Source organism: Mastigocoleus sp. MO_188.B34 (genome assembly GCF_030065675.1).
Lineage (GTDB): Bacteria > Cyanobacteriota > Cyanobacteriia > Cyanobacteriales > Nostocaceae > Mastigocoleus.
In genome coordinates, this window is sequence record NZ_JASJDK010000054.1 from 1 (window position 1) to 21,109 (window position 21,109).

The following is a 21,109-nucleotide window of genomic DNA, read 5'->3' on the forward strand; positions in this document are numbered from 1 at the left end:
TGATGTAGTTCAATATCCAGGATGCTGAAGTGAATTTGTCTGAGCATTCCACTACCGCTCATGTAGTTTTTGGCTGCTAGTAGTTTTTGATAATATTCTTCTGGCAGTACTTCACCTGTTTGGTAATGTTTCGCCATCCCCATTAAGGTCGGTCGGTCATAACACCAGTTCTCCATAAATTGACTGGGTAATTCTACTGCATCCCATTCAACATTGTTGATACCTGCAGCAGCAGAATAATTTACCTTGGTTAACATATGTTGCAAGCCGTGACCAAATTCATGGAATAAGGTTTCAACTTCATAGAAAGTCATTAAACTGGGCTTGTCATCAACTGGAGGAGTTTGGTTACATACCAAATATGCTACCGGTAATTGGATGTAACTCTCACCATCTTGGGCGATCTGGCGACGGTTAATACAGGTATCCATCCATGCACCACCGCGTTTTTCTGCTGGACGACTGTAGGGATCCAAATAAAAGTAAGCGATCGCTGTACCTGTTTCATCAGAAATCTGGAAATAACGAACATCTTTGTGCCAAACTGGAGCTTGTCCATCTGCTGAGGTGACCGTAACCGCAAAGAGTCGTTTAACTAACCCAAACAAACCATCAAGAACTTGGGGGAGGGGAAAATAAGGGCGTAGTTCTTCTTGGGTAAAAGCAAATTTTTCTTCCCTTTGTCGTTCCGACCAAAAACTGATATCCCAATGTTTTAAATCGTCAGCTTCTTCTGCTCCTTTGCTCGCTGCAAAAGCTTTAAGTTCTTGAAGTTCTTTAACTGCAGCATCGTAACTAGCACCACGTAGCTCTTCTAAAAGTTTGTCTACAGCTTCCACGTTAGGAGCCATTTTACTTGCTAGACTCACCGCAGCATAGGTTGGATAACCCAATAACTGCGCTAATTCCTGACGCAGCACTAAAATTTTATCAATTATGGGCTTGTTATCTAACTCACCAGCAGTTGCGCGACTAATAAAAGCTTTATAAGCTTGTTCGCGCAAATCACGGCGTTTGCTATGTTGCATGAAAGGACCATAGCTCGGTATATCTAAAGTTAAGCGCCAAGGTCCATTTTCCGGAGTAGCTGCAGTTTCTCCTGCATCTCGTGCTGCTTGTGCTCCAAGACTCAACCAACTAGGGGGTAAACCTTCTACTTCTTCTTTAGTGGTTAAAGTTAAACTAAAAGCCTTTGTCGCATCTAATACATGATTAGAAAATTTGGTGGATAATTCCCCCATTTCCATTTGGATCTCATTAAACCGCTGTCGCGCTTCACCTTGCAAACCCACACCAGAAAGTTCGGCATCCCGGACTGCAGATTCCACAATCCGCTGTTGGGCTGGATCTAAAGTATTCCAGGTTTCACCGGTGCGAATTTGTTTAAAAGCGTTGTAAATGGGTTGACTTTGACTCAGGCGATTAGAAAACTGAATTACACGGGGTTGCACAGCTTCATAAGCTTGGCGTAGTTCGGGGCTATTTTGCACGCCCATCAAATGACTAACAACACCCCAACTCCAAGTGAGACCTTCGGTAATTTCTTCAAGTGGTTCTACTAAAACTTGCCAAGTTGGTTGAATGTTAGCTTCTAAAATATTAGTTTCTAGACTTGTTAATTGTGTATCTAGGTCTTTTAACAGTATGTTAAATGCTGGTTCAACCTGTTCTGGTTTAATTTCTGTAAATGGGGGTAAACCAGAACCTTTAAGTAAAGGATTATTAGAAATATTTGTATTTTCGGCCATTTGTGTGTGAGTAATAATTTTTGTGTTTGAGTAATAATTAAATTATTGAATAATAGCAAATTTAAGTCTTATTTTTAAAACTTATTCGTTCCTTGATATTGAGACCAAATCGTCTCGATCGCACAATTATTATGGTAATGATTATGATATTTGGAATATTTGGGGATGTTGTTCAAGATGTTACCGATTTTGCACAAGAAGTAGTACCAATTACGGAGGAATTTGTTAACCAGACTGTTAGAGTTTTGAGGGGACAAAATATTAGTGGGAGTATTTATATTACCCTGTCAAGATTAGATAAACGCCGTCCGGGTACAATTCAAACTGCAACCAAAGTATTAGAAAGAACAAGTAAAGTTCTAAATTCTGTACTTAAAACTACACCTGAAGGAACCCCTTTGAGGAAACAAACTATTAAAACGCTAAATGCTTTTGCAAATCTAAATAAAGAATACAGACAATATTTAAATAATAAAGGTTTATTCCGATTTATTGATGGTTTACAGGCAAGGAGTGCACTGAAAAAATTTAACAAGGAATTCGATATTTTATTAAAAGAAGCTGGTCTTCCCGTACCATTAATACCTGGAAGTTAGATAAGATTCAAAATACATTAAGTATGCCAAACACCATAATACCAAGGTAAACTAAATAAACTCCATTGAGTGCAACTACTTCCCATAATTCAAAACTGTACTTTTGAGCACCCCAGTGAATTACTGCCGCATAAATTACCCCCAGCAAAGCAACAAAAGTTAAGTTAAATGAATATAGTTGTAAATCTTTTACTGGAAGACTTACAAGTGCTAAAGGGAAAAAAGCAAGGGTCATTGTTGCTGTATTGTCAGCAATCACATTAGTAGTAGCAGCAGTTAATTGACCGCTACGGGCTACACTCCAGGTTGCAAATACTTCTGGTGCAATACTCATGGTAGATGTAATAAAAAGTCCACCAACTAGTTGGGAAATACCTAACAGAGAAACGATATTTTCCGTAGCCTTGACGGTTAAGTAGGCACCTAAACAAAGTGATAAGATCCCAGTGATCGCAATCATGATTTCCTGTTTTTCCCATTCGACTGTTTGATGATTTTGCCTTTCCCGCATAACTGCTTGGGCTAGGTAAACAAAGTAAGCTACTAACATAATCCAACCATCAATAGGTTGTAGCCCGCGCCAAGGTTGAGGAAGAGTTAGTATGGCTGCTAAGGCAATAATTAATAGGTAGGGAATTGCTTGTACGGTTAATGCTTCTGGTTTTACTCGCAAGGCATGTGTTTGAGGGTTATCTGACAATGAATGATTGGAATTGGTTTGAGAAGTAACTTGAGGGTTATCTTTAGCATTAGCGACAGAAGCAATATAGGAAACAGTTACGATCGCTGGTACAGAAATAATATTCGAACCAAGCAAATTACCTAGTCCAATATCTTGAAGACCAGCAACAGCACTAGCCACATTAGTACCAACCTCCGGGCTTGCTGTAGCTAAAGCGACAAAAGCAGCAGCAGCAGCTTCTGATAAACCCCACCTTTTCCGTAATTTTTGTAGTGGTTCTGCTAATTTATCTGCTCCCCAATGAGCAGCTATTACAGCACCAAGTAAAACTAAAAACCATAAAAATAAATTCATTGTTTATGTGTCATAAATTTTTAGCTAATGTGCAAATAAATAACTTGAAATAAGCCCATAAGCTAGGAAAATTTTAAAGGTTATGCAATATTTTCATTTTCATTTTATTTTTCCATCACTTTTGTCGCTGTAAGCACATAATTCAGGACATTATGTTTTACTTGAAAGGTAATAGAGGATGTGGTGCAAGAAATATTTAAGCGGAAAACATATAGCAATTGCAATTATCCACAGATTTGTGAACGGATAAATCCTGTAGAGAACTTGCAGAACCTGCAGCGTCGGTGTTAGCCTCTGCAAAGTCTCTAAAATATTAACTTTTACCTACGGTACGCTTACGCGTTTGGACGCACTACGTGAACGTCTTTGATACGGCTAACATAAATTATTTAGGATTGCTATAGTTGTATAGTAATCATATTTGATTTGTAAACCGCTAAACTCTGTAAATACGGGAGCATCCCAAATGTGTAAAAACATATTTTGTCATTGCGAACGTAATGAAATAGAGTGTTAGCGTAGCATCTCCGTTTAGGAGAAAGCAATCGCAATGACAACCTATTATTTTGGTAAATTTGCAAAATTGGGATGTTCCCGTAAATACGTGACATGTCACGTCTCTACAATATTGATTCTCAAAAATGATTTAGGATTGTTATAGATTTATTTATCTAATTATTAAAGTAGAAAATTAAAGGTAGAAATTATTTATATTGTTTGACTAAGAAAAGTTATTTCAGTGCAGAAAAAATAGTATTAAGTAATATTTCCGTAGTGAAAGGCTTAGATAGAAATCCTTGAATTTGAAGGTTTTGATGTTGAATCGTAGAACCATGAGCCATTAGCCCACTCATTGCGACAATTTTTACTTCTGGATTAATTCGTTGTAACTTAAGAATAGTTGAAGGTCCATCGATCCCGGGCATCATCATATCTATTAAAACTAAGCTGATGCGTTCCTTGTGCTGGGCGTAAAGTGCAAGGGCTCCAATTCCATCGCTTGCAGTTAAAACTTTGTAATTATGACTATTAAGGGTATTTTTAGTAATTTCACAAATCGTAGCTTCGTCATCAACTACTAAAATTAATTCTCCATTACCTTCTGGTAATTCTGCATCTGCTGGAGTATCGGTTTCAATTATTTGACTGCTGGGTAAATACACATTAAATTTACTTCCTTTCCCTACTTCGCTATACACGGTTACAAAACCACCATGACTTCTAATAATGCTGATTGCAGTAGAAAGTCCTAAGCCAGTTCCCTTACCTTGCTCTTTTGTCGTAAAAAAAGGATCGAAAATGCGATCTAATATTTCAGGATTAATACCCATGCCAGTATCAGAAACAGCGATCGCAGCATAGGAACCCACTGAAGCATCTGCGTGCATGCGAGCATACTCTTCTTCAACCCAAAAGTTTTCGGCACTAATATTCAGGCTACCACCATCAGGCATGGAATCTCGAGCATTTACAACCAAGTTCATGAGTACTTGGTGGAGTTGGGTCGGATCTCCAAATACTGTCCACAAATCGGGTGCAATATTTACTTGGGTGTCGATGAATTTCGGAAAAGTTTTTTTTGCTACCTGTGCCACATCTATAATTAAGTGTCGCAGTTGGATTGTGGTACGAGTTCCTTCTACACCCCGGGTAAAAGAAAGAATTTGCTTTACTAAATCGGCTCCACGCTTGGCACTACCTTCCAATATGCCTAACAGTTGCTTATTATTATCATCAAGATGGGGGAATTTGAAGGATAAAAGTTGAGCAACTGCTAAAATAGGGGTCAAAATATTATTAAAATCATGGGCAATACCACCAGCGAGGGCTCCTAAACTTTCTAGACGTTGGGCTCGAAGGAATTGCGCCTGTAATTGTTTTTTTTCAGTAATGTCGGTACTAACTATTAAGATAGATTTAGGGTTATTTGCTTCGTCGTACATAAGGGTCCAGCGACTTTCAGCGACGATTTTTTTCCCACCTTTGGTAACTTGTTCCAGTTCGCCTTGCCACTTACCATCTTTAGCTAGTGTTGCTTGTATTTTTCTGCGTAGTATTAAACTTTCTTCCGAGTCATATAAAATTTGTTCAGCATTTTTACCGATCGCTTCTTCTGACTTCCACTTGTACAAACGCTCGGCACCTTTGTTCCAGAATAGTATTTTATTCTCCAGGTCACATACAGAAATTGCATCGGTTGATATATCCAAGAGTGCTGCTTGTTCATATATTCTCTGTGCAGCCTGCTTTTGCTCTGTGATATCTTCAACTGTCCCTACATGACCGAGGAAATTCCCTTCTGTTGAATACATGGGGCTAGCAAGAGCCCGCACCCAGCGGATTTCACCTTGCTGAGTCAAAAGTCTGTGCTCGTGAACCCAAGAACCTTGTTCTGATGCTGTATGTTCCCAAGATTTAAGAACTTCTAAGCGTTCTTCCGGGTGAATTGCATCAACCCAACCGTACCCCAAACTTTTTTCTTCACTCAAACCAGAAATTTCGTGCCACAAAGGATTATTGTAACTACGTCTTCCTTGACAGTCCGTTTGGAAAATTGCCAGGGGTGCTGAATTGCAGAGGGTTTGAAACCGTTCTTCGCTTTCTTGTAATGCTTGTTCAGTACTATATCTTTTACGTCTTTCTCTCGCTTCCCGGACTTCCCTTTCTACCGCAGGTACTAAACGGGTAAGATTACTTTTGAGCAAGTAGTCATGGGCTCCGGCTTTCATTACCGCAACAGCAACATCTTCGCCAATTGTGCCAGATACTACGATAAATGGTAAATCTAAATTGTATCTCTGGAGGAGTTTAAGGGCTTCTAAACCGCTGAAAGCCGGCATGCTGAAATCCGCGATTGCAATATCCCACGTACGTTCTTCCAGCGCTGTTTGCATCGCCGTCGGAGTATCTACTCGAACATAATCCAAGCTGTATCCACCCCGACGCAACTCCCGCAAGGTTAGAAGAGTATCATCTTCAGAATCCTCGATAATTAGAACATTTAGGTGACGGCTCATGTTGACTCATTTCCGTTAGTTAGCCTTAGAAGGCGGCGGTTCGTTCATCAGTAGCCAGTACATCCCCAGTTGCCGGATTGCTTCCGAAAACTGAAGAAAATCTACAGGTTTGCGGACATAGCTATTGCATCCCAAGCTATAACTATTAAGCATATCGCGTTCTTCGTTAGAGGTTGTTAAAATCACCACAGGCAGTAGCTTAGTCCGTTCATCTTCGCGCAAGCGACGTAAAACTTCAATACCATCAACCCGAGGAAGTTTTAAATCTAGCAAAATTACAGCAGGTTGAAGGGTGGTATCCCTTGATCCATAGGTACCCGTACCAAATAAATAATCTAAAGCTTCAACCCCATCATGAGCTACTACAACTTCATTCATGATGTGATTACGTTTGAGAGCTCGAATTGCCAAAGCTTCGTCATCGGGGTTGTCTTCCACCAGAAGAATGATTTTATCTCTGATGCTCATTCCCCACTCCCTCTGGTCTCAAAGTGAAGTAAAAAGTGGCTCCTTGCTCTACAGTTGCTTCTGCCCAGACTCGACCACCATGTCGATGGACAATCCGCTGTACTGTAGCTAAACCAATACCATTACCTGGAAATTCATTCATATGATGTAACCGTTGGAAGGGTACAAATAACTTGTTAGCATATGTCATCTCAAAGCCCGCACCATTGTCTCGGACAAAGTAGACTGGAATTTCGCTTTTGGGAGACATTTCTCCAAATTCGATTTCTGCTTTCGTTCCCTTGGATGTAAACTTCCAGGCATTATTAAGTAAGTTTTCCAGTAATACTTGTAGCAGACGAATATCCCCTTTGGCTACTAGATTTGTGTGGATTTTCAGTTCAACTTGTCTTTCTGGTTCGTTCTGTTGTAACTCCGTACAAATTTTGTTAGCTAAATAACTCAGGTTTACTGATTCTATATACATCTCGCTGCGGGTTACCCGGGATAGTTTGAGGAGATCGTCAATCAGCTGTCCCATTCGCTGGGTGGCTAATCTGATTCTTCGTAGGTAGTCCTGTCCGGTTAAGTCCAAATTATCCGGGTAGTCTTCCAGCAAAGCCTGACTGAAGCCATCAATACTGCGTAACGGTGCTCGCAGATCGTGAGATACTGAGTAACTAAAGGCTTCTAGTTCCTTGTTCACCACTTCCAATTCAATGATGGTTTTCTGTAATTCTTGATTTAAACCCTGAACTGCTTGTTGAGCTTGTTTTCTTTCTATTACTTCTGCTTGCAGTTCTGCTAAGAGTTTGCCATGTTGCAGAGCAGTTCCCAAATGGGTGGCGATCTGTCTCACAAAATCGATTTCGGTTTCTTTCCATACACGGGTTTCTGTGCACTGATGAATACAAAGTAATCCCCACAATTGTTGATCTTGTAATAATGGTACTGCGAGGTTTGCCCGTACCTGAAATTGAGACAGAACCTCAATGTGACAATCACTTAGTCCTGCATTGTGAATATCTGCAACTGCTTGAATGCGACCTTGTTGATAATAAATTGCAAATTGTTCTCCAAAACAGTGATCATGGATTTTTTGCTCCATAGCCGAACTGAAAGCCGGATCTACATCTTCTGAGACAAATTCACCATCGTCCCATCCGGAGTTTGGATAAAAACGAAACATACCCACTCGATCTGCGGCTAAAAGCTGACGAACCTCAATTGCTGTGGCTTTAAAAATCGTTTCTAGGTCTAAGGGTTCTCGTAAACGAGCGATCGCCCTAAGTAGTGCTTTCTGCTGCTCTAAATGGAAATATGCTTGTTTCAGTTTTTGTTCTAAACCTTGGACTTCGTCTGCTATGATATTCTTTATTTGCTCAAATACCGCCTCATCTCCACACAAGTTCCGCAAACTTGCCAATTTCTCTGGTTTCATTATTCTTAGCCAGCTAGCTTAGCAGATACTTTAAAATTTAGGCAAAACCTTAGTTTAGGTCTTTTAGTTATTTACTCCGAACTGCTACTGAACCTTTAATATATGTGCCTAGGTTAACACGCCCATCAGATATCGACTGGAAAATATAACAAGTAGTTACATATAACAGTAAGCATATAGGAAAACAGGTAATAGACATTTCCAGAAAATAATGTAGAGACGTACCACGGTACGTCTATTGAGGGACAAAAATTTGACGAATACTTAAGTTAATTATTGATTCTTTCTCATTCATGTGTGACTAATTTTATTCTGTCACTTTTTTTAGCTATAAATACGGAAGTGAAATCTTGTGGTTTGGAGATATGTGTAGATAGGAAAACATATAAGCATTACTAACAAGAGTCTCAAAATATGGTCAGCCAATTCGTTTCAGGAACAGTGTCCTAAGTCTCACGCAACCCAAATGTATATCAAGCTTACTGAAGAAATTTTTATTCAACCCAATTTTGTAGAAAATTAATTATTAAGGATTAACTATATAAAATTAATTCAGAAGATGAAAAATGGAAAGAGCGTAAGCCTTTTATACCTCTAACAGAATTGAAGTGTGGTATAGGAAAAAAGAAGCTGGAAACTTTGAAACAATATTTTTGCATTAATTAGAAATATTCAAACAGATTCTGATATAAATTCGACCCCAAAATCACCTATCGATGGAGTATCAGACTTCCACCCTACATCGAAAATAGTTTATTGTGCATTACTGGGTAGATAAATTTAACTACTGTAAGTAAATCCAATAAATCTTATTGACAGATGAAAAAAGTCTTAGTTACGGGTGCGACAGGTGGAACTGGTTCCCTGGTGATGAAGAAACTACTTCAACAACAAAGCGAATTTGAAGCCTTTGGTTTTGCCAGGAATGAAGCAAAAGTTATAGAATTATTTGGCTCTACTGAAAAATTCTTTTTGGGTGACATTAAAGACCAATCAGTTTTAGAGCAAGCTATGGTTGGAATTAATGCTTTAGTAATTCTCACCAGTGCAATTCCAATAATGAAAACTCCACCAACTAAACCGGGAGAAACACCCGTATTTGAGTACGCACCAGGTGGAACCCCAGAAGAGGTGGATTACCAGGGTCAAAAAAATCAAATCGATGTTGCGGTTAAAGCTGGAGTAGAACAGATTGTTTTAGTCGGTTCGGGTGGTGGTACCGATGAAAATCACTACCTCAACACTATCGGCAATGGTAACATTCTGATTTGGAAGCGCAAAGCAGAACAGTACTTAATTGATTCTGGTATTGACTACACAATTATTCATGCTGGTGGTTTGCTCAATGAATCTGGAGGTTTAAGGGAGTTATTAGTAGGTAAAGATGATACTCTCATTAATAATCCACCTAATGGTATTCGCCCATCCATTCCGAGAGAAGATGTAGCAGAAGTGGTTATTCAAGCTTTACACGAACCAAATGCGAGAAATAAATCTTTTGACATCATCTCTAAACCAGAAGACGACCCATCAGGGGTTGTAACTAAAGATTTTGCTGCTCTATTTGCTCAAACTACACCGGGACTCTAAGAGGATGTTTGGAAAGTAATATTATAAACTATACTTTTCAAATATCATTTAACTCCATTAGATGTTAGTTAAATAAGTAATATATCTATCAATCATGGTACATATATCTGTACTCTGATTGATAGTATTTTGCGTTAAAGCAGAACATATTACAACTCTTCAAAACTCATAATTATTTTAAAAATCAGGCAAAAATCAGGCGATCGCAACAAAGAAATTCCAATTGAAAAATATACCATTGTCAGGGCGCACATCGGTGCGCTTCTACGGTCAATAAAATGGTATAAATTATTTTTTGGAAGTGCCTAAATCTAATTTTTCTTTTAAAACCTAAATAATTAGGAAAAATTGACTCCGCTCATTTCACATCAAACTAAATAAAATTTCACATCAAACTAAATAAAAATAGTACTAAATTTCTTCATTTAAAAACTTAAGCGCTAAGAATAATAAATCATAAAAATGACTTTTCAAAACTTGGAACTAAAATATTTGCAAAATGTTTGATAAATTACTGAGAAAATATGTACGAGTAGCTTAAAACGATATATTTGAAAGCTTCTATCCTGTTATTTATAACAACAATTATAAATGGCTTTACAAAAATGCTTAATAAGGTAATATGATAATTCGTCAAAAATTGCGTACTAAATGGCGAATAGTATGAACGAAATAGATAGTAAACTTCAAAGTCAAAATCCTTTGTCGTCATTACCGAATAATTCTTTACCTCAGTCTCCTACCAATAACCTAGATATTTCCGCAGCAACATATTTGGGTGGTTCGGAAGATGATTTTACTGATGCAGTTGATATCTCCCTTGATGGTAATTTGGTCATAGTTGGAGGTTCTCTAAAAAATGCAAGATTAGGAGGAAAAGAGACAGAACTCCTTGGTGGTGGAGATGGAACGATTGTTCGTTATGACTCCCAAACTAATCAAGCTATTGCGACCACTCGTTTACCAGGAAGAGTACTGGATTTAGAAGTCTCCAATAATGGTTATATTGCTGTTGCTTACGAGGGTGGAATAGCTGTATTAAATGCTGATGCAACAGAGGTCAAATGGAGTAAACCCTTTACTGATGTTTCTCGCATAGCAATCTCAGATTCAGGAAAAGTTGGTGTTGTACGGGATATTAAAGGTGGTGACCGCGCTTATCTATTCGATAGCAATGGAGAGCAATTGCAAGAGTGGAGTACAAGTGGTAAACGTCACTTCAAAGACATAGCAGTGAGCGACCAAAATGGAGGTATGGTTGTTACAACTGGATTCGAGCAAAAAACCTCGATTTTGCAAGTTGCGTTCACTCAAGCATTGTCATACGAAGGAGAAGAACTCTGGAAAAACTATGACTTCGACGATGAAGATATCTACAAAGAAAATCTATTAGCTGATACCCGAGGACAACGGGTTTCATTCGGACGCGATGGACAGCTATACGCTTCATATTATGTAAATGGTGGTACCGGTTTCTCGATTTTCTATCGCGATCCCTACAATGTAACAGAAGAGCTTACTGACAAGAGAAAAATTGAAACCGACCAATATAACAGTCCTACTAATGTCAACTCGATTCAGATGTTGTGGTACGGTCGTTACGACCTCGAAAATGGGGATCTAATAAAAGGTCAATCTTTGTTAGGTCGTCGTGATGATGGTAAAGGTAACTCCGTGAATGCAAATTCTATTACAGCGACAAAAGACGGTACCGTCATTATTGCTGGAGGTGCAGCAGGTAAGATTGCAAATAGAGACGAACAGACTATCGAAGGACAACCTGTAAGTGAATACACACCTTACGATGGACATCTTGCAATCATCAGTTCAGATTTAACCGAAAGACTTTCATGGACACCTATTTCAGACAGTAATGGAGGGGTTGTAGCTGCAGTTAGAGATGGGAAAATAGCAGCCGTTACAACCACTGACTTTGAAGGGAGTCAAATTACTGACAACGCGATCCAAGAAAGTAAAGGTGGAAAGAAAGACGGGTATCTTTTAGTAATTGGTGGAAATGACGCACCTGTGGGAACAACACCAAAAACTTCACAACCTAATATTCCATCCGTACCTGAAACTGAAATTGAAACTCCAACTGAAATTGAAGCTAAAAATGTGAATGGAACGGAAGAAGTCCCAACTGTAGAGAAACAAAACGCTGATATTTCCCCAATCAGACTGACAAAGGGAAATGGGGATCCCTCAAAGGTGAAGGAAGAAGAAGTTAAAATTTCCCAACCCATACTCGAAATTAAATCTGAGGCTAAAAATACAGTAGAAGATAATAATCCCTCAGGAATAGGTAAACAAGAAATTAATATTTTCCAACCTGTACTTGAAACTCAAACAGAGATTGAAAATAAAGTAGAAGATAATAATCCCTTAGGAATAGATAAGCAAGAAATTAATATTTCCCAACCTGTATTTGAAACTCAAACAGAAATTGACAACGAAGTAACAAATGATAATCCTTCAGAAATAGATAAACAAGAAGATAATATATCCCAACCTATTATTGAAATTGAAACTGAGGTTGAAAGTCAAACAGCAAATAATAATCCCTCATTAACAGATAAGCAAGAAGATAATATTTCTCAACCTATCATTGAGACTCAAACTGAAATTAATAAAACAGAAGACAGTAATCCTCCAGCAATAGATCAGCAAAAAGATAATATTTTCCAACCCATACTGGAAGCTGAAAATCGAAGTGATCTCCCCAGTTCAATATTTCCCAAAGGCTTAACAGATTTAAGCCAAACTGACTCAAGTACAAATAATAAACTAGATCTAAATCCTAAATTTCCGATGGAATTTTCTGATGTTAGACCTACAAACTTTTATAGCTATTCCATTGGATATTACACATCTGGAAACATCACTAGTTTTGTAGAAGATACCCTAATCTATGGACAAATAAATTCAGAAAAAAGTGATGATAAATCTGCTTTTTACTATCAATCACGATATTCCGGTTTGATTTCTGATAATGGAACATTGGAAGAATCGTTCGATACAAATAATAGTGAAAGCATGAACTTTTCATTTTCTGAATTTAGCTTTATGGGTACAAACTCAGACAACAAAGATAATATTATCGGTCAGGAATCTGATTTTGAAGATATTTTTGACAGCATCAGCAGCAGTTTAAATAGATTTGCAACTAACTTCAACCTCAAATCCATTTTTTAATCTTGTGGTTTTTTGTTCTCCACTTCAATTTTTTCACTAACCGTTATACTGCACAGTATTCTTAGGTAGTTTAAAAAATCAGCCTGTTATGAGCACCATTCCCAACAATCAAATTAATATTATCCAAAATATTATCCAAATTGCGATCAGCACGCGCCATTTCAATGGCGATCGGCACGCACCACTTCAATGGCGATCGGTACGCACCATTTCAATGGTGAACGCAACCATTGGGGAAATTATAATTAAGTTAGCCGTCAGCGAATCCATGTCATGATACTCCAAGTTAATCATAAATTGACCTTGCAAGAGTTCTTAAATCTTCCACCCGGGGAAGGAGATATCACCTACGAACTCGTTGACGGACAAGCTATTCCCAAAATGTCACCAAAAAGATTTCATTCGACACTTACCCGCGCTCTTCTTTTTTTAATTTACGCATGGTGTGAAGATAAAGGAGAAGTATGCCCAGAATGGTCAATTATACTAACTTGTAACGGACGTGATTGGGTTCCTACACCAGATTTACTCTATATTTCTTATGAACGTTTATCAAAAGACTGGAATGAAAATGAAGCTTGTCCGGTTCCGCCAGAGTTAGCAATTGAAATTATCTCACCTGGGCAAACCTTTGGACAAATGACAGGTAAAGCGCAAGATTATTTAAATGCTGGGGTATTACGGGTTTGGGTGGTAGATAGCAAAGCGAGAAGTATCACGGTTTTTTATCCAGATGCAGCACCGAAGACTTATGTGGGTAACAAGGTAATTACAGATACATTGTTTGAGGGGTTGGAATTTACAGTTGAAGCGGTATTTCAGAAAGCGAAAATTCCAGCAAAAGATGGCTTGTAGGGTGTTGTTACGCCTTGAGTATATTTGATTTAAGGTTTACATCCTTAAGGATGGCATAACGCACCGCGATATTTAAATTGTTTATATATAATTTTATGACTTTACAGATGATGCGCTTGTTTCTCGATTTTGCGATCGCAGAAGCCTTGAAGAATAATACACTGCGACTTTATACAACTGAAATGTCTGAAGCTGCTCGTAAGTTGATTGAGGGTGTGGAATTAGAAGATGAGTAATTCAAAAACTTCGAATAGCTTAAAATCATTAATCAAATTACCTTTTGTCCAGATTATATATTGTTTACCAAGCCCCAGGTAAGTAAGAATAAGTTTTAATTTAAAGAGATTCTTTCACCCTTACTTAGTGTTATTTCCGAAAAACTTAAGGGAATTATATAACTAGTACGAAATCAAGTATTTTTCTGGAAATAATTGTGAGAGAAAAGGGATTATTGAAAAATGACACATGTGAGTATTAAAGCTATCGAATATTTACAAAAAGAAATATCTGATGAAATTAGACGAAGACAAGACATTAAAAAAAATATTTATATACTGCTTTCTTTAAATACATTGAAGGCTGTTAATCAAAGACTAGACAAGATAAAAAAGATATTAAAAAATTCAAAGTATAATATATTATTTGTTGGACAAGTTGGTGTAGGAAAAACTACAGCAATTTGTCACCTTTTTAATCTTATATATGGAAAAGATAAAAAAAATAATCAGAATAAAAAAATAACAGTTATTGAAGAAATTCTTTCAACAGGTTCTGGTAAAACAACAATATGCGAAACCATCATAAAACCCGCACAAAAAACCTTTATTGAAATAGAACCTTATTCTCCAGAAGATATTATTCAATTTATTGAGGAATTCTGTACATATATATGGCAAAAAGTACATCCTGAAACTGATTCAGAATATTCACCAGAATTACCTCCTGCTGAATTAATGAGAGCAATTAGAAACATTGTCGCTCTAAAAGAGTCTTATCATACAAAAGTTTTGACAGATCAGGCTGTAGAACTTGCAAATAAATTTAATGAATCTGAATTTAATTATTTTAAGGATGAGGTGCTTAATCGTGCAAATATTGCCAAGAGAACAGAAACAAAGATTAAATTTACAAATAATAAAATTTCTTATCAAACATCAAAATCAAATTATATAGATCTAGAAAAAAAGTGGATAAAAGATACTTTTAATGATATTAATCTTGCTAAGATAAATGATTTTTCAATTCCTAAAAAAGTTTACATATACATTAGTCCAAATATTACTGATTTTAATCGATATCCTAAGTTCAATGCAGTTATTGATACGAAAGGGATGGATGTAGTTAGAAATAGAGAAGATTTAGAACAGTATATTCGAGATAACGATCAAACAATTTGTATATTTACAGAAAATTTCAAAGCTGCACCTTCAAATGTTTCAGATTTGATAGAGCGATATCTTACACCTGAGTCTAAAGATATAGACACGAAATTTGCACTACTTGTTTTGCCACAAAAAGGCGAACCAGACAATGTAATCGCTTCAGACGGAAAAGTTGAAAGTAGAGATGAAGGAATAGCTATCAGAAAAAGTCAGATTCAAACTGAATTTAATAAACAGAATATTAAATTTATTTCAGATAATATATTGTTTTATGATTCATTACAGTACTATTTAACTGATGGTAGAATTGACCCTGATTTCGAAGAATATGATATCGAAGATGAAAAACAATCATTAATCAATGAAATTAGTAATATCATCATGAGAAGAGAAAATAAACTTATTAATGAATTTAAATCACTTAAGAAAATATTTTTGCAAATTAAAAAAGAAAATAATCTTGACCCCGAAGATGAAAAAATCCTTCAGGATTTAAAAAAAAAGATTCAAGAGCAAGGAATCTTAAAATCATTCAAACATAATTTAATGTATAAGTATCTCCATTCCCTGAAAGATTATCACGTTATGGTATTTCGAGCGACTAATAATAGGTTTGGAATATATGATTTAAGAGATGTAAATATATACTTTAAATGTAAAGATGTCACAGAAGATTTAGTTAAAGATAATTTAAAAAAAGCAAAATCCCAAATACTAGGAGCAGTTGAACTTGCAGAACAGCATGTACATGACAAATTAAACTTAGCTCCCATCCTGAAAATCATTCAAACTCAAATAGATAAATATTATGAAGAAATTGTAATTGCTGTGGGTGAGGAAATATCCAATATGTTGGAAAATGAAAAATTATTTCCCCAAAAGGATACCAATCCGTTTTGGTCAAAAGCGCAGAATAGATGGGGAAAGGGTTCTGGCTACAAAAATGACGTGTTAGCTATGTATAAAAATGAGATTCAAGATGTTGATAGCTTGTTTTTGAATAAGATACAAGATTTATGGCAAACACATTTTCTAGATAAAATCTTATCTTATTTTAGTGATCACAGTTTTTAGTGCAATTGTAAAGCTAATTGTACTAAACTATCCCGAGAAAATTAACTACGCTTTAACCAAAATCCTTGTAGAGACGCGCCAGAGCCTTTGGCGTCGGTGCGTCTCTACATTCGTTTATCATAATAGTCAAAATTTTGGTTGGGATTGCTATTTCCTTGCGGAAACGCTGACGCTAACCTTACGTCGCAATGACAGAAATTTTTAGTGCGTAAATCCTGCTTAAAACTCGTACTTCGACAGAACTTCCTCCTCCGCTTCAGCAGCTTTTAACCACTCCTGCATCGCCGGAAGTCCCAAAATAGCTTCCATATAATCCTGACAAACCCGATCCACCTCAACACCATAGGTAACAAACCGCAACACCACAGGTGCATACATCGCATCAGCAATGGTGAACTTACCAAATAACATATCGCCATCTTCACCAAACTTTTGCCGATAATTCCGCCAAATTGTCGTAATGCGATCGATTTCTTGTGGAACTCCCAACGTCATCCCTTTTCCAGGATATCTTGCACGGCAATTCATTGGCATATTTTCGCGTATTTTGAAAAAGCCCGAGTGTATTTCGGCACTAATACAACGCGCGATCGCTCTTGCAGCTTTATCTTCTGGAACCCAATGTAGATCCGGGAATTCTTCGGCGAGATATTCCATAATTGCAAGAGAATCCCAAACAGGTTGACCGCCATGTAATAGAACGGGTACTCTACCTGATGGAGAGTATTGACGAATTTTCTCCGCAGTTCCAGGGGTATAAAGAGGAATGCGAATTTCATTAAATTGTAAACCAGATTGTTTCATCGCCAGCCAAGGACGAAATGACCAGGATGAATAGTTTTTATTACCAATAACCAGGGTTAATTCTGCCATTTTTCAATTACCTAATTTTGGCGTTGCTGTTAGCGACAGCGTGGTGTCAGTCATATATCGGAGAGTTTGAGAGATTTCCCCCCAGAATTGGGGGGCTAGGGGGGCAAATAAATGATTCTTGAAGTTGCTATTCTGGATATTAAATCGGATGTCAAAAAAGACATGTGTGATGAATTTGAAGCAGCATTCCAACAAGCCTCAAAAATCATTGCTGCGATACCGGGGTATCTATCCCATGAATTACAAAAATGTATTGAAGTCCCCAATCGTTACATTCTCCTCGTACGTTGGGAAACACTAGAAGCTCATACTATCGGTTTTCGGGAATCACCAGAATATCAAGAATGGAAACGATTACTACATCACTTTTACGATCCATTTCCAGTAGTCGAACACTATTATTCAATTTTGCGATCGGGAATATGATATGGAACTATGATGGGCAAGTAGAAACAGTTAAACAATAAAATAAATTATCCTTTTCCATTACAGGGAAACTAGGAGGTAATTTGGATTTACTCACAGGTAAAAAGCCATTCTTTTCATAGAACCTGAGTGCACCTTTGAAGTTACCAATAGTTCCCAAATAGATTTCCCGGACATTGTTAGTTTTAGCATGACTAACTAAAGAATCCATCAGTTTTTTACCAATTCCATATTTACCGCGATAATTGACATCTACAAACATTTTTCGTAATGCTAAATAGCAATTATCACCCATGTCAATTGCACCAATAGTTCCAATTACATTATCTCCATCTAAAGCAATCCAAAAATTGCCATTACCTTTTTGATAAAAACTAGGAATTATCAGTAAATCTGGTTGTTCCTCTAAAGTAATTGATAATCCCAACTCTTGTTGCTGAATCTTCAAAATTAACTCAACAACTTGAGCTTGATACTGATGATGATAAGTAGATATTTTGATTGTATTTGTCATTCTGAAGCTTTAATTTATACTAGTAGGCTCAACTGGTAAAAACTGCTTTTGTAATGAGAACGAATAAACACTTTCACCACGATCATTGAGATATTGCAAACGTTGCTTTGCTTCATCAACAGTTGGTATATGTCCGATTGGAACCCACCATAGCGCCATATTTTTCCCTTCAGACTTTTGGAACCACTTTTTGCGACCGCGCATTACCTCTCCATGCTGACTGCGATACACAAACTGCTTAAAAGCATCAATTGATTCCCAAACTGATAAATTGAAAAGGATTAACTCATCATCATAAGCACGAATACTTGTTGCATTCCCCTCTTGAGCTTGCAGTCTCCACACAAACCCAGGACTTTTATCAGCTAAATTATTAATCGAATCTAATTGCGTCGCAAATCCAGCCATAATTGGATCGTCAAGTGGAGCAATCATCCGAGAAATATTAACCTGGGACAAGTGATGAGATTTGTTTACCATAAATTCACCCCATAGATGTACAAACAGACTTATCAATTACCCATTACTTAGGAACGAGAATTTAATAACCTGTAATTCTGAAACCTAGAATTGTGCGTTACGCTGCGCTAACAGCACCCTACTTTTGCACTTTATTTAATCCACATTCTTTATTACTCATTTATCTTCAATCATCTCAACCCTACAATCAAATAAAGGCTTGTATAGTTTTTATAAAAGCTATTTATACATATGAGAATCCATTGATACAATCTGTTAGCGGCAATCAAATAAACTTCCACATATGAAACTCTCTCAACTTCGAGCCGTAGTTGCAGTAGCAGATAGTGGTAATTTCAGCGAAGCAGCTTTGGAATTACAAATTACCCAACCAGCAATCAGTTATGCAATCGCAACTTTGGAAGAACAATTGGGTGTAGCTTTATTTGCTAGAGGGCGTCGTGGTGCAGTATTGACACCGGCAGGAGAACGGATTGTATCCCATGCTCGGCAGGCTTTACAGCATTTAGAAATGATGCAACAAGAGGCAAATATACATAGAGGTTTGCGTGGCGGTCAGGTACGAATTGCTTCCTTTCGTAGTGTTGCAACTCATTTATTACCGAAAGCGATCGCTAAGTTTAACAAACAATTTCCTGAAGTTTCAGTAAGCATTATCGAGCGTCCACACTTTATTGATATCGAAGATTTTTTACGTCAGGGACGGGCTGATATTGGTACGACATATTTACCCACCAGTGACGAGTTTGAAGCTTGGGAAATTCTTCAAGATGAATATGTTGCTCTGCTACCACCAAATAATAAATCTAGAGCGACACAAATTACTTGGGAAGATTTAGCAGCATATCCGCCAGTTATGCTTCCTGCTTTACCATGTGGAAGACCAATTCATAAACACCTGAAAACTGTTGCACCAATAATGAATACTACCAACGAATTTCAGGAAGATTCCACTGTCGTAAGTATGGTAAACCAGGGATTCTCAGCAGCAATTATCCCCCGTTTAGCAGCCGCACCAATTCCTCCTGAAGTGCAAGTATATAGTTTACCAATACCTCTCCAACGAGTAATTGGAGTCGTGGTTCTTAGGAATGCTCTCCATATTCCAGCGGTTTTTACATTTTTGGATATGCTCCGGAAGTTTGATTTTAAGGGTTTAGCAAGGGTGATTTAAATTTTTCTCTATTGATATTCAAATCAACACAACACATAATTTGCATCATTTCAAGCTTTAAAAGTAAGAATGGGATGCATGCGAGCAACCACTTGAACTAATCCCCCTCGTACTTGAGCATCAATTACTGGTGCGATTGGTTTGTATTTTATAGCACAGATTCATTATACAGCATTAATTTTACTAATCCCTTAAGTTAGCACCTTAAAACCTTTATCTTTAATTGTAGTTCTAAAAAAATCATTACAAACTAAAGATATCAATTATTTCAACCGTGTTTCAGGCTTCTTGCAATAACGCCGATAACTCATCTCTCCGGAGAGTTTTCTTTATTATTGTTGCCAATTTAGACAAAGATATATATCTCCCTACTGATATCGGGCTAATAGAAAACCCAACTGTTAACTAATAACTAAACTGATATAAAACCATGACTAATACTATTGTTAACCCTGCGGAAACTCCCCAAGTAACGCAGCAGCTTTCGGAAAACATTATTTTGACAACTTTAGATGATTTGTATAACTGGGCGAAAATGTCCAGTTTATACCCCATGATGTTTGGTACGGCTTGCTGTTTTATGGAATTTATGGCAGCTTATGCTTCCCGCTTTGATATGGAAAGGTACGGCATGATACCTCGTGCCACCCCCAGACAAGCAGATTTACTGATTACTGCGGGAACTATCACCATGAAGTATGCACCTAATTTAGTGCGTCTTTACGAACAAATGCCAGAACCCAAATACGTAATTGCTATGGGCGCTTGTACCATTACTGGAGGTATGTTTAGTATAGATTCTCCCAGCGCCGTTCGGGGTGTAGATAAATTAATTCCAGTCGATGTTTATATCCCTGGATGTCCTCCCAGACCAGAAGCTGTAGTTGATGCAGTTATTAAATTACGGAAAAAAATTGCCAACCAAAGCATTCAAGAATTATCACAACTGCAGCAAACCCATCGTTATTACAGTACTCGTCATAAAATGAAAGTAGTATCACCAATTAATGATGGTAAATATTTAAACACTGCGACAAGAAATAATCCACCTGCAAAGATTACTCAAGCTACGGGTTTACCCCTACTATTTACACAGCAGTCAAAGCAAAAAGCTGAATGAGGAAGTGGTAGAGACGCGACATGTCGCGTCTCTGAAGAAGTCAGAAGTCAGAATTAGATATATCTCGAAACTAAAATTTCTATCTAAAGACTATCCCATTTCTGATTCCTGTCTCTTAGATTCTGCTATGTTTTGTTTCTT

Annotated in this window: 18 protein-coding genes; 10 read left to right on the plus strand and 8 right to left on the minus strand. The window is 37.3% G+C overall.

The features are described 5' to 3' along the window. Nucleotides 1-1,748: M3 family metallopeptidase (locus tag QNJ50_RS14485; protein ID WP_300636340.1), on the minus strand; the 1,748-nt coding region annotated here is incomplete at its 3' end. Nucleotides 1,749-1,846: 98 nt separating this feature from the next. On the opposite strand from QNJ50_RS14485, the gene QNJ50_RS14490 reads away from it, so the two are divergent. Beyond that, a complete protein-coding gene (locus tag QNJ50_RS14490; RefSeq protein ID WP_300636342.1) occupies nucleotides 1,847-2,344 on the plus strand; it encodes a hypothetical protein in 498 nt (165 codons plus the stop codon). Between the two features lie 7 nt (nucleotides 2,345-2,351). On the opposite strand, the gene QNJ50_RS14495 is transcribed toward QNJ50_RS14490, so the two are convergent. The 4 genes from QNJ50_RS14495 to QNJ50_RS14510 form a co-directional block, all read right to left on the minus strand. Next, nucleotides 2,352-3,380, minus strand: a complete 1,029-nt coding sequence (locus tag QNJ50_RS14495) for a sodium:calcium exchanger (protein WP_300636343.1) — start codon at nucleotides 3,378-3,380, stop codon at nucleotides 2,352-2,354. Nucleotides 3,381-4,111: 731 nt separating this feature from the next. After that, the gene (locus tag QNJ50_RS14500; protein ID WP_300636345.1) at nucleotides 4,112-6,397 is read right to left on the minus strand and encodes a PAS domain S-box protein; all 2,286 of its coding nucleotides are present in this window, start codon (nucleotides 6,395-6,397) and stop codon (nucleotides 4,112-4,114) included. Between the two features lie 15 nt (nucleotides 6,398-6,412). Beyond that, entirely contained in the window at nucleotides 6,413-6,865 is a 453-nt protein-coding gene (locus tag QNJ50_RS14505) for a response regulator (RefSeq protein ID WP_300636347.1), read from the minus strand. Further along, nucleotides 6,849-8,285, minus strand: a complete 1,437-nt coding sequence (locus QNJ50_RS14510; protein WP_300636349.1) for a GAF domain-containing protein — start codon at nucleotides 8,283-8,285, stop codon at nucleotides 6,849-6,851. The genes QNJ50_RS14505 and QNJ50_RS14510 overlap by 17 nt, the downstream gene beginning before the upstream one ends. Before the next feature lie 819 nt (nucleotides 8,286-9,104). Between QNJ50_RS14510 and QNJ50_RS14515 the strand changes: the two genes are divergently transcribed. The 6 genes from QNJ50_RS14515 to QNJ50_RS14540 all read left to right on the plus strand — a co-directional run bounded on the left by QNJ50_RS14515 (nucleotide 9,105) and on the right by QNJ50_RS14540 (nucleotide 16,381). Beyond that, nucleotides 9,105-9,875, plus strand: coding sequence for an SDR family oxidoreductase (locus QNJ50_RS14515; RefSeq protein ID WP_300636350.1), 771 nt, complete (start codon nucleotides 9,105-9,107; stop codon nucleotides 9,873-9,875). A 663-nt stretch (nucleotides 9,876-10,538) separates the two neighbouring features. After that, entirely contained in the window at nucleotides 10,539-13,070 is a 2,532-nt protein-coding gene (locus tag QNJ50_RS14520; RefSeq protein WP_300636352.1) for a hypothetical protein, read from the plus strand. 88 nt (nucleotides 13,071-13,158) lie between these two features. Further along, entirely contained in the window at nucleotides 13,159-13,347 is a 189-nt protein-coding gene (locus QNJ50_RS14525; RefSeq protein WP_300636354.1) for a hypothetical protein, read from the plus strand. Further along, complete coding sequence (locus tag QNJ50_RS14530) at nucleotides 13,344-13,925, plus strand: Uma2 family endonuclease (RefSeq protein WP_300636355.1); 582 nt, start codon at nucleotides 13,344-13,346, stop codon at nucleotides 13,923-13,925. The genes QNJ50_RS14525 and QNJ50_RS14530 overlap by 4 nt, the downstream gene beginning before the upstream one ends. A gap of 95 nt (nucleotides 13,926-14,020) precedes the next feature. Beyond that, entirely contained in the window at nucleotides 14,021-14,161 is a 141-nt protein-coding gene (locus tag QNJ50_RS14535; RefSeq protein ID WP_300636357.1) for a hypothetical protein, read from the plus strand. A gap of 222 nt (nucleotides 14,162-14,383) precedes the next feature. Further along, on the plus strand, nucleotides 14,384-16,381 hold the full coding sequence (locus QNJ50_RS14540) for a hypothetical protein (RefSeq protein WP_300636359.1): 1,998 nt from the start codon (nucleotides 14,384-14,386) through the stop codon (nucleotides 16,379-16,381). A 219-nt stretch (nucleotides 16,382-16,600) separates the two neighbouring features. Here the strand turns inward: QNJ50_RS14540 and QNJ50_RS14545 are convergent, their stop codons facing one another. Further along, complete coding sequence (locus tag QNJ50_RS14545) at nucleotides 16,601-17,254, minus strand: glutathione S-transferase family protein (RefSeq protein WP_300636361.1); 654 nt, start codon at nucleotides 17,252-17,254, stop codon at nucleotides 16,601-16,603. Between the two features lie 111 nt (nucleotides 17,255-17,365). Here QNJ50_RS14545 and QNJ50_RS14550 point away from each other — a divergent pair, with 111 nt between their 5' ends. Beyond that, nucleotides 17,366-17,680: an antibiotic biosynthesis monooxygenase gene (locus tag QNJ50_RS14550; RefSeq protein ID WP_300636362.1), complete on the plus strand. Its 315-nt coding sequence runs from the start codon at nucleotides 17,366-17,368 to the stop codon at nucleotides 17,678-17,680. Nucleotides 17,681-17,687: 7 nt separating this feature from the next. Here the strand turns inward: QNJ50_RS14550 and QNJ50_RS14555 are convergent, their stop codons facing one another. Next, a complete protein-coding gene (locus QNJ50_RS14555; protein ID WP_300636364.1) occupies nucleotides 17,688-18,194 on the minus strand; it encodes a GNAT family N-acetyltransferase in 507 nt (168 codons plus the stop codon). 9 nt (nucleotides 18,195-18,203) lie between these two features. Beyond that, nucleotides 18,204-18,674, minus strand: coding sequence for a DUF3291 domain-containing protein (locus tag QNJ50_RS14560; RefSeq protein ID WP_300636366.1), 471 nt, complete (start codon nucleotides 18,672-18,674; stop codon nucleotides 18,204-18,206). 283 nt (nucleotides 18,675-18,957) lie between these two features. Between QNJ50_RS14560 and QNJ50_RS14565 the strand changes: the two genes are divergently transcribed. Both QNJ50_RS14565 and nuoB read left to right on the plus strand, forming a co-directional pair. Next, nucleotides 18,958-19,848 carry a LysR family transcriptional regulator gene (locus QNJ50_RS14565; protein ID WP_300636367.1) on the plus strand — a complete coding sequence of 297 codons (891 nt, stop codon included), beginning with the start codon at nucleotides 18,958-18,960 and terminating at the stop codon, nucleotides 19,846-19,848. 430 nt (nucleotides 19,849-20,278) lie between these two features. Then, nucleotides 20,279-20,968, plus strand: a complete 690-nt coding sequence (nuoB, locus tag QNJ50_RS14570; protein WP_300636369.1) for an NADH-quinone oxidoreductase subunit NuoB — start codon at nucleotides 20,279-20,281, stop codon at nucleotides 20,966-20,968. Nucleotides 20,969-21,109: the final 141 nt, after the last annotated feature.

Excerpts from the sequence above, each read along its gene's own strand:
- QNJ50_RS14495 (WP_300636343.1), bottom strand. The coding sequence starts at position 3,380 with ATGAATTTATTTTTATGGTTTTTAGTTTTACTTGGTGCTGTAATAGCT.
- QNJ50_RS14500 (WP_300636345.1), bottom strand. The coding sequence starts at position 6,397 with ATGAGCCGTCACCTAAATGTTCTAATTATCGAGGATTCTGAAGATGAT.
- QNJ50_RS14505 (WP_300636347.1), bottom strand. The coding sequence starts at position 6,865 with ATGAGCATCAGAGATAAAATCATTCTTCTGGTGGAAGACAACCCCGAT.
- QNJ50_RS14510 (WP_300636349.1), bottom strand. The coding sequence starts at position 8,285 with ATGAAACCAGAGAAATTGGCAAGTTTGCGGAACTTGTGTGGAGATGAG.
- QNJ50_RS14515 (WP_300636350.1), top strand. The coding sequence starts at position 9,105 with ATGAAAAAAGTCTTAGTTACGGGTGCGACAGGTGGAACTGGTTCCCTG.
- QNJ50_RS14520 (WP_300636352.1), top strand. The coding sequence starts at position 10,539 with ATGAACGAAATAGATAGTAAACTTCAAAGTCAAAATCCTTTGTCGTCA.
- QNJ50_RS14525 (WP_300636354.1), top strand. The coding sequence starts at position 13,159 with ATGAGCACCATTCCCAACAATCAAATTAATATTATCCAAAATATTATC.
- QNJ50_RS14530 (WP_300636355.1), top strand. The coding sequence starts at position 13,344 with ATGATACTCCAAGTTAATCATAAATTGACCTTGCAAGAGTTCTTAAAT.
- QNJ50_RS14535 (WP_300636357.1), top strand. The coding sequence starts at position 14,021 with ATGACTTTACAGATGATGCGCTTGTTTCTCGATTTTGCGATCGCAGAA.
- QNJ50_RS14540 (WP_300636359.1), top strand. The coding sequence starts at position 14,384 with ATGACACATGTGAGTATTAAAGCTATCGAATATTTACAAAAAGAAATA.
- QNJ50_RS14545 (WP_300636361.1), bottom strand. The coding sequence starts at position 17,254 with ATGGCAGAATTAACCCTGGTTATTGGTAATAAAAACTATTCATCCTGG.
- QNJ50_RS14550 (WP_300636362.1), top strand. The coding sequence starts at position 17,366 with ATGATTCTTGAAGTTGCTATTCTGGATATTAAATCGGATGTCAAAAAA.
- QNJ50_RS14555 (WP_300636364.1), bottom strand. The coding sequence starts at position 18,194 with ATGACAAATACAATCAAAATATCTACTTATCATCATCAGTATCAAGCT.
- QNJ50_RS14560 (WP_300636366.1), bottom strand. The coding sequence starts at position 18,674 with ATGGTAAACAAATCTCATCACTTGTCCCAGGTTAATATTTCTCGGATG.
- QNJ50_RS14565 (WP_300636367.1), top strand. The coding sequence starts at position 18,958 with ATGAAACTCTCTCAACTTCGAGCCGTAGTTGCAGTAGCAGATAGTGGT.
- nuoB (WP_300636369.1), top strand. The coding sequence starts at position 20,279 with ATGACTAATACTATTGTTAACCCTGCGGAAACTCCCCAAGTAACGCAG.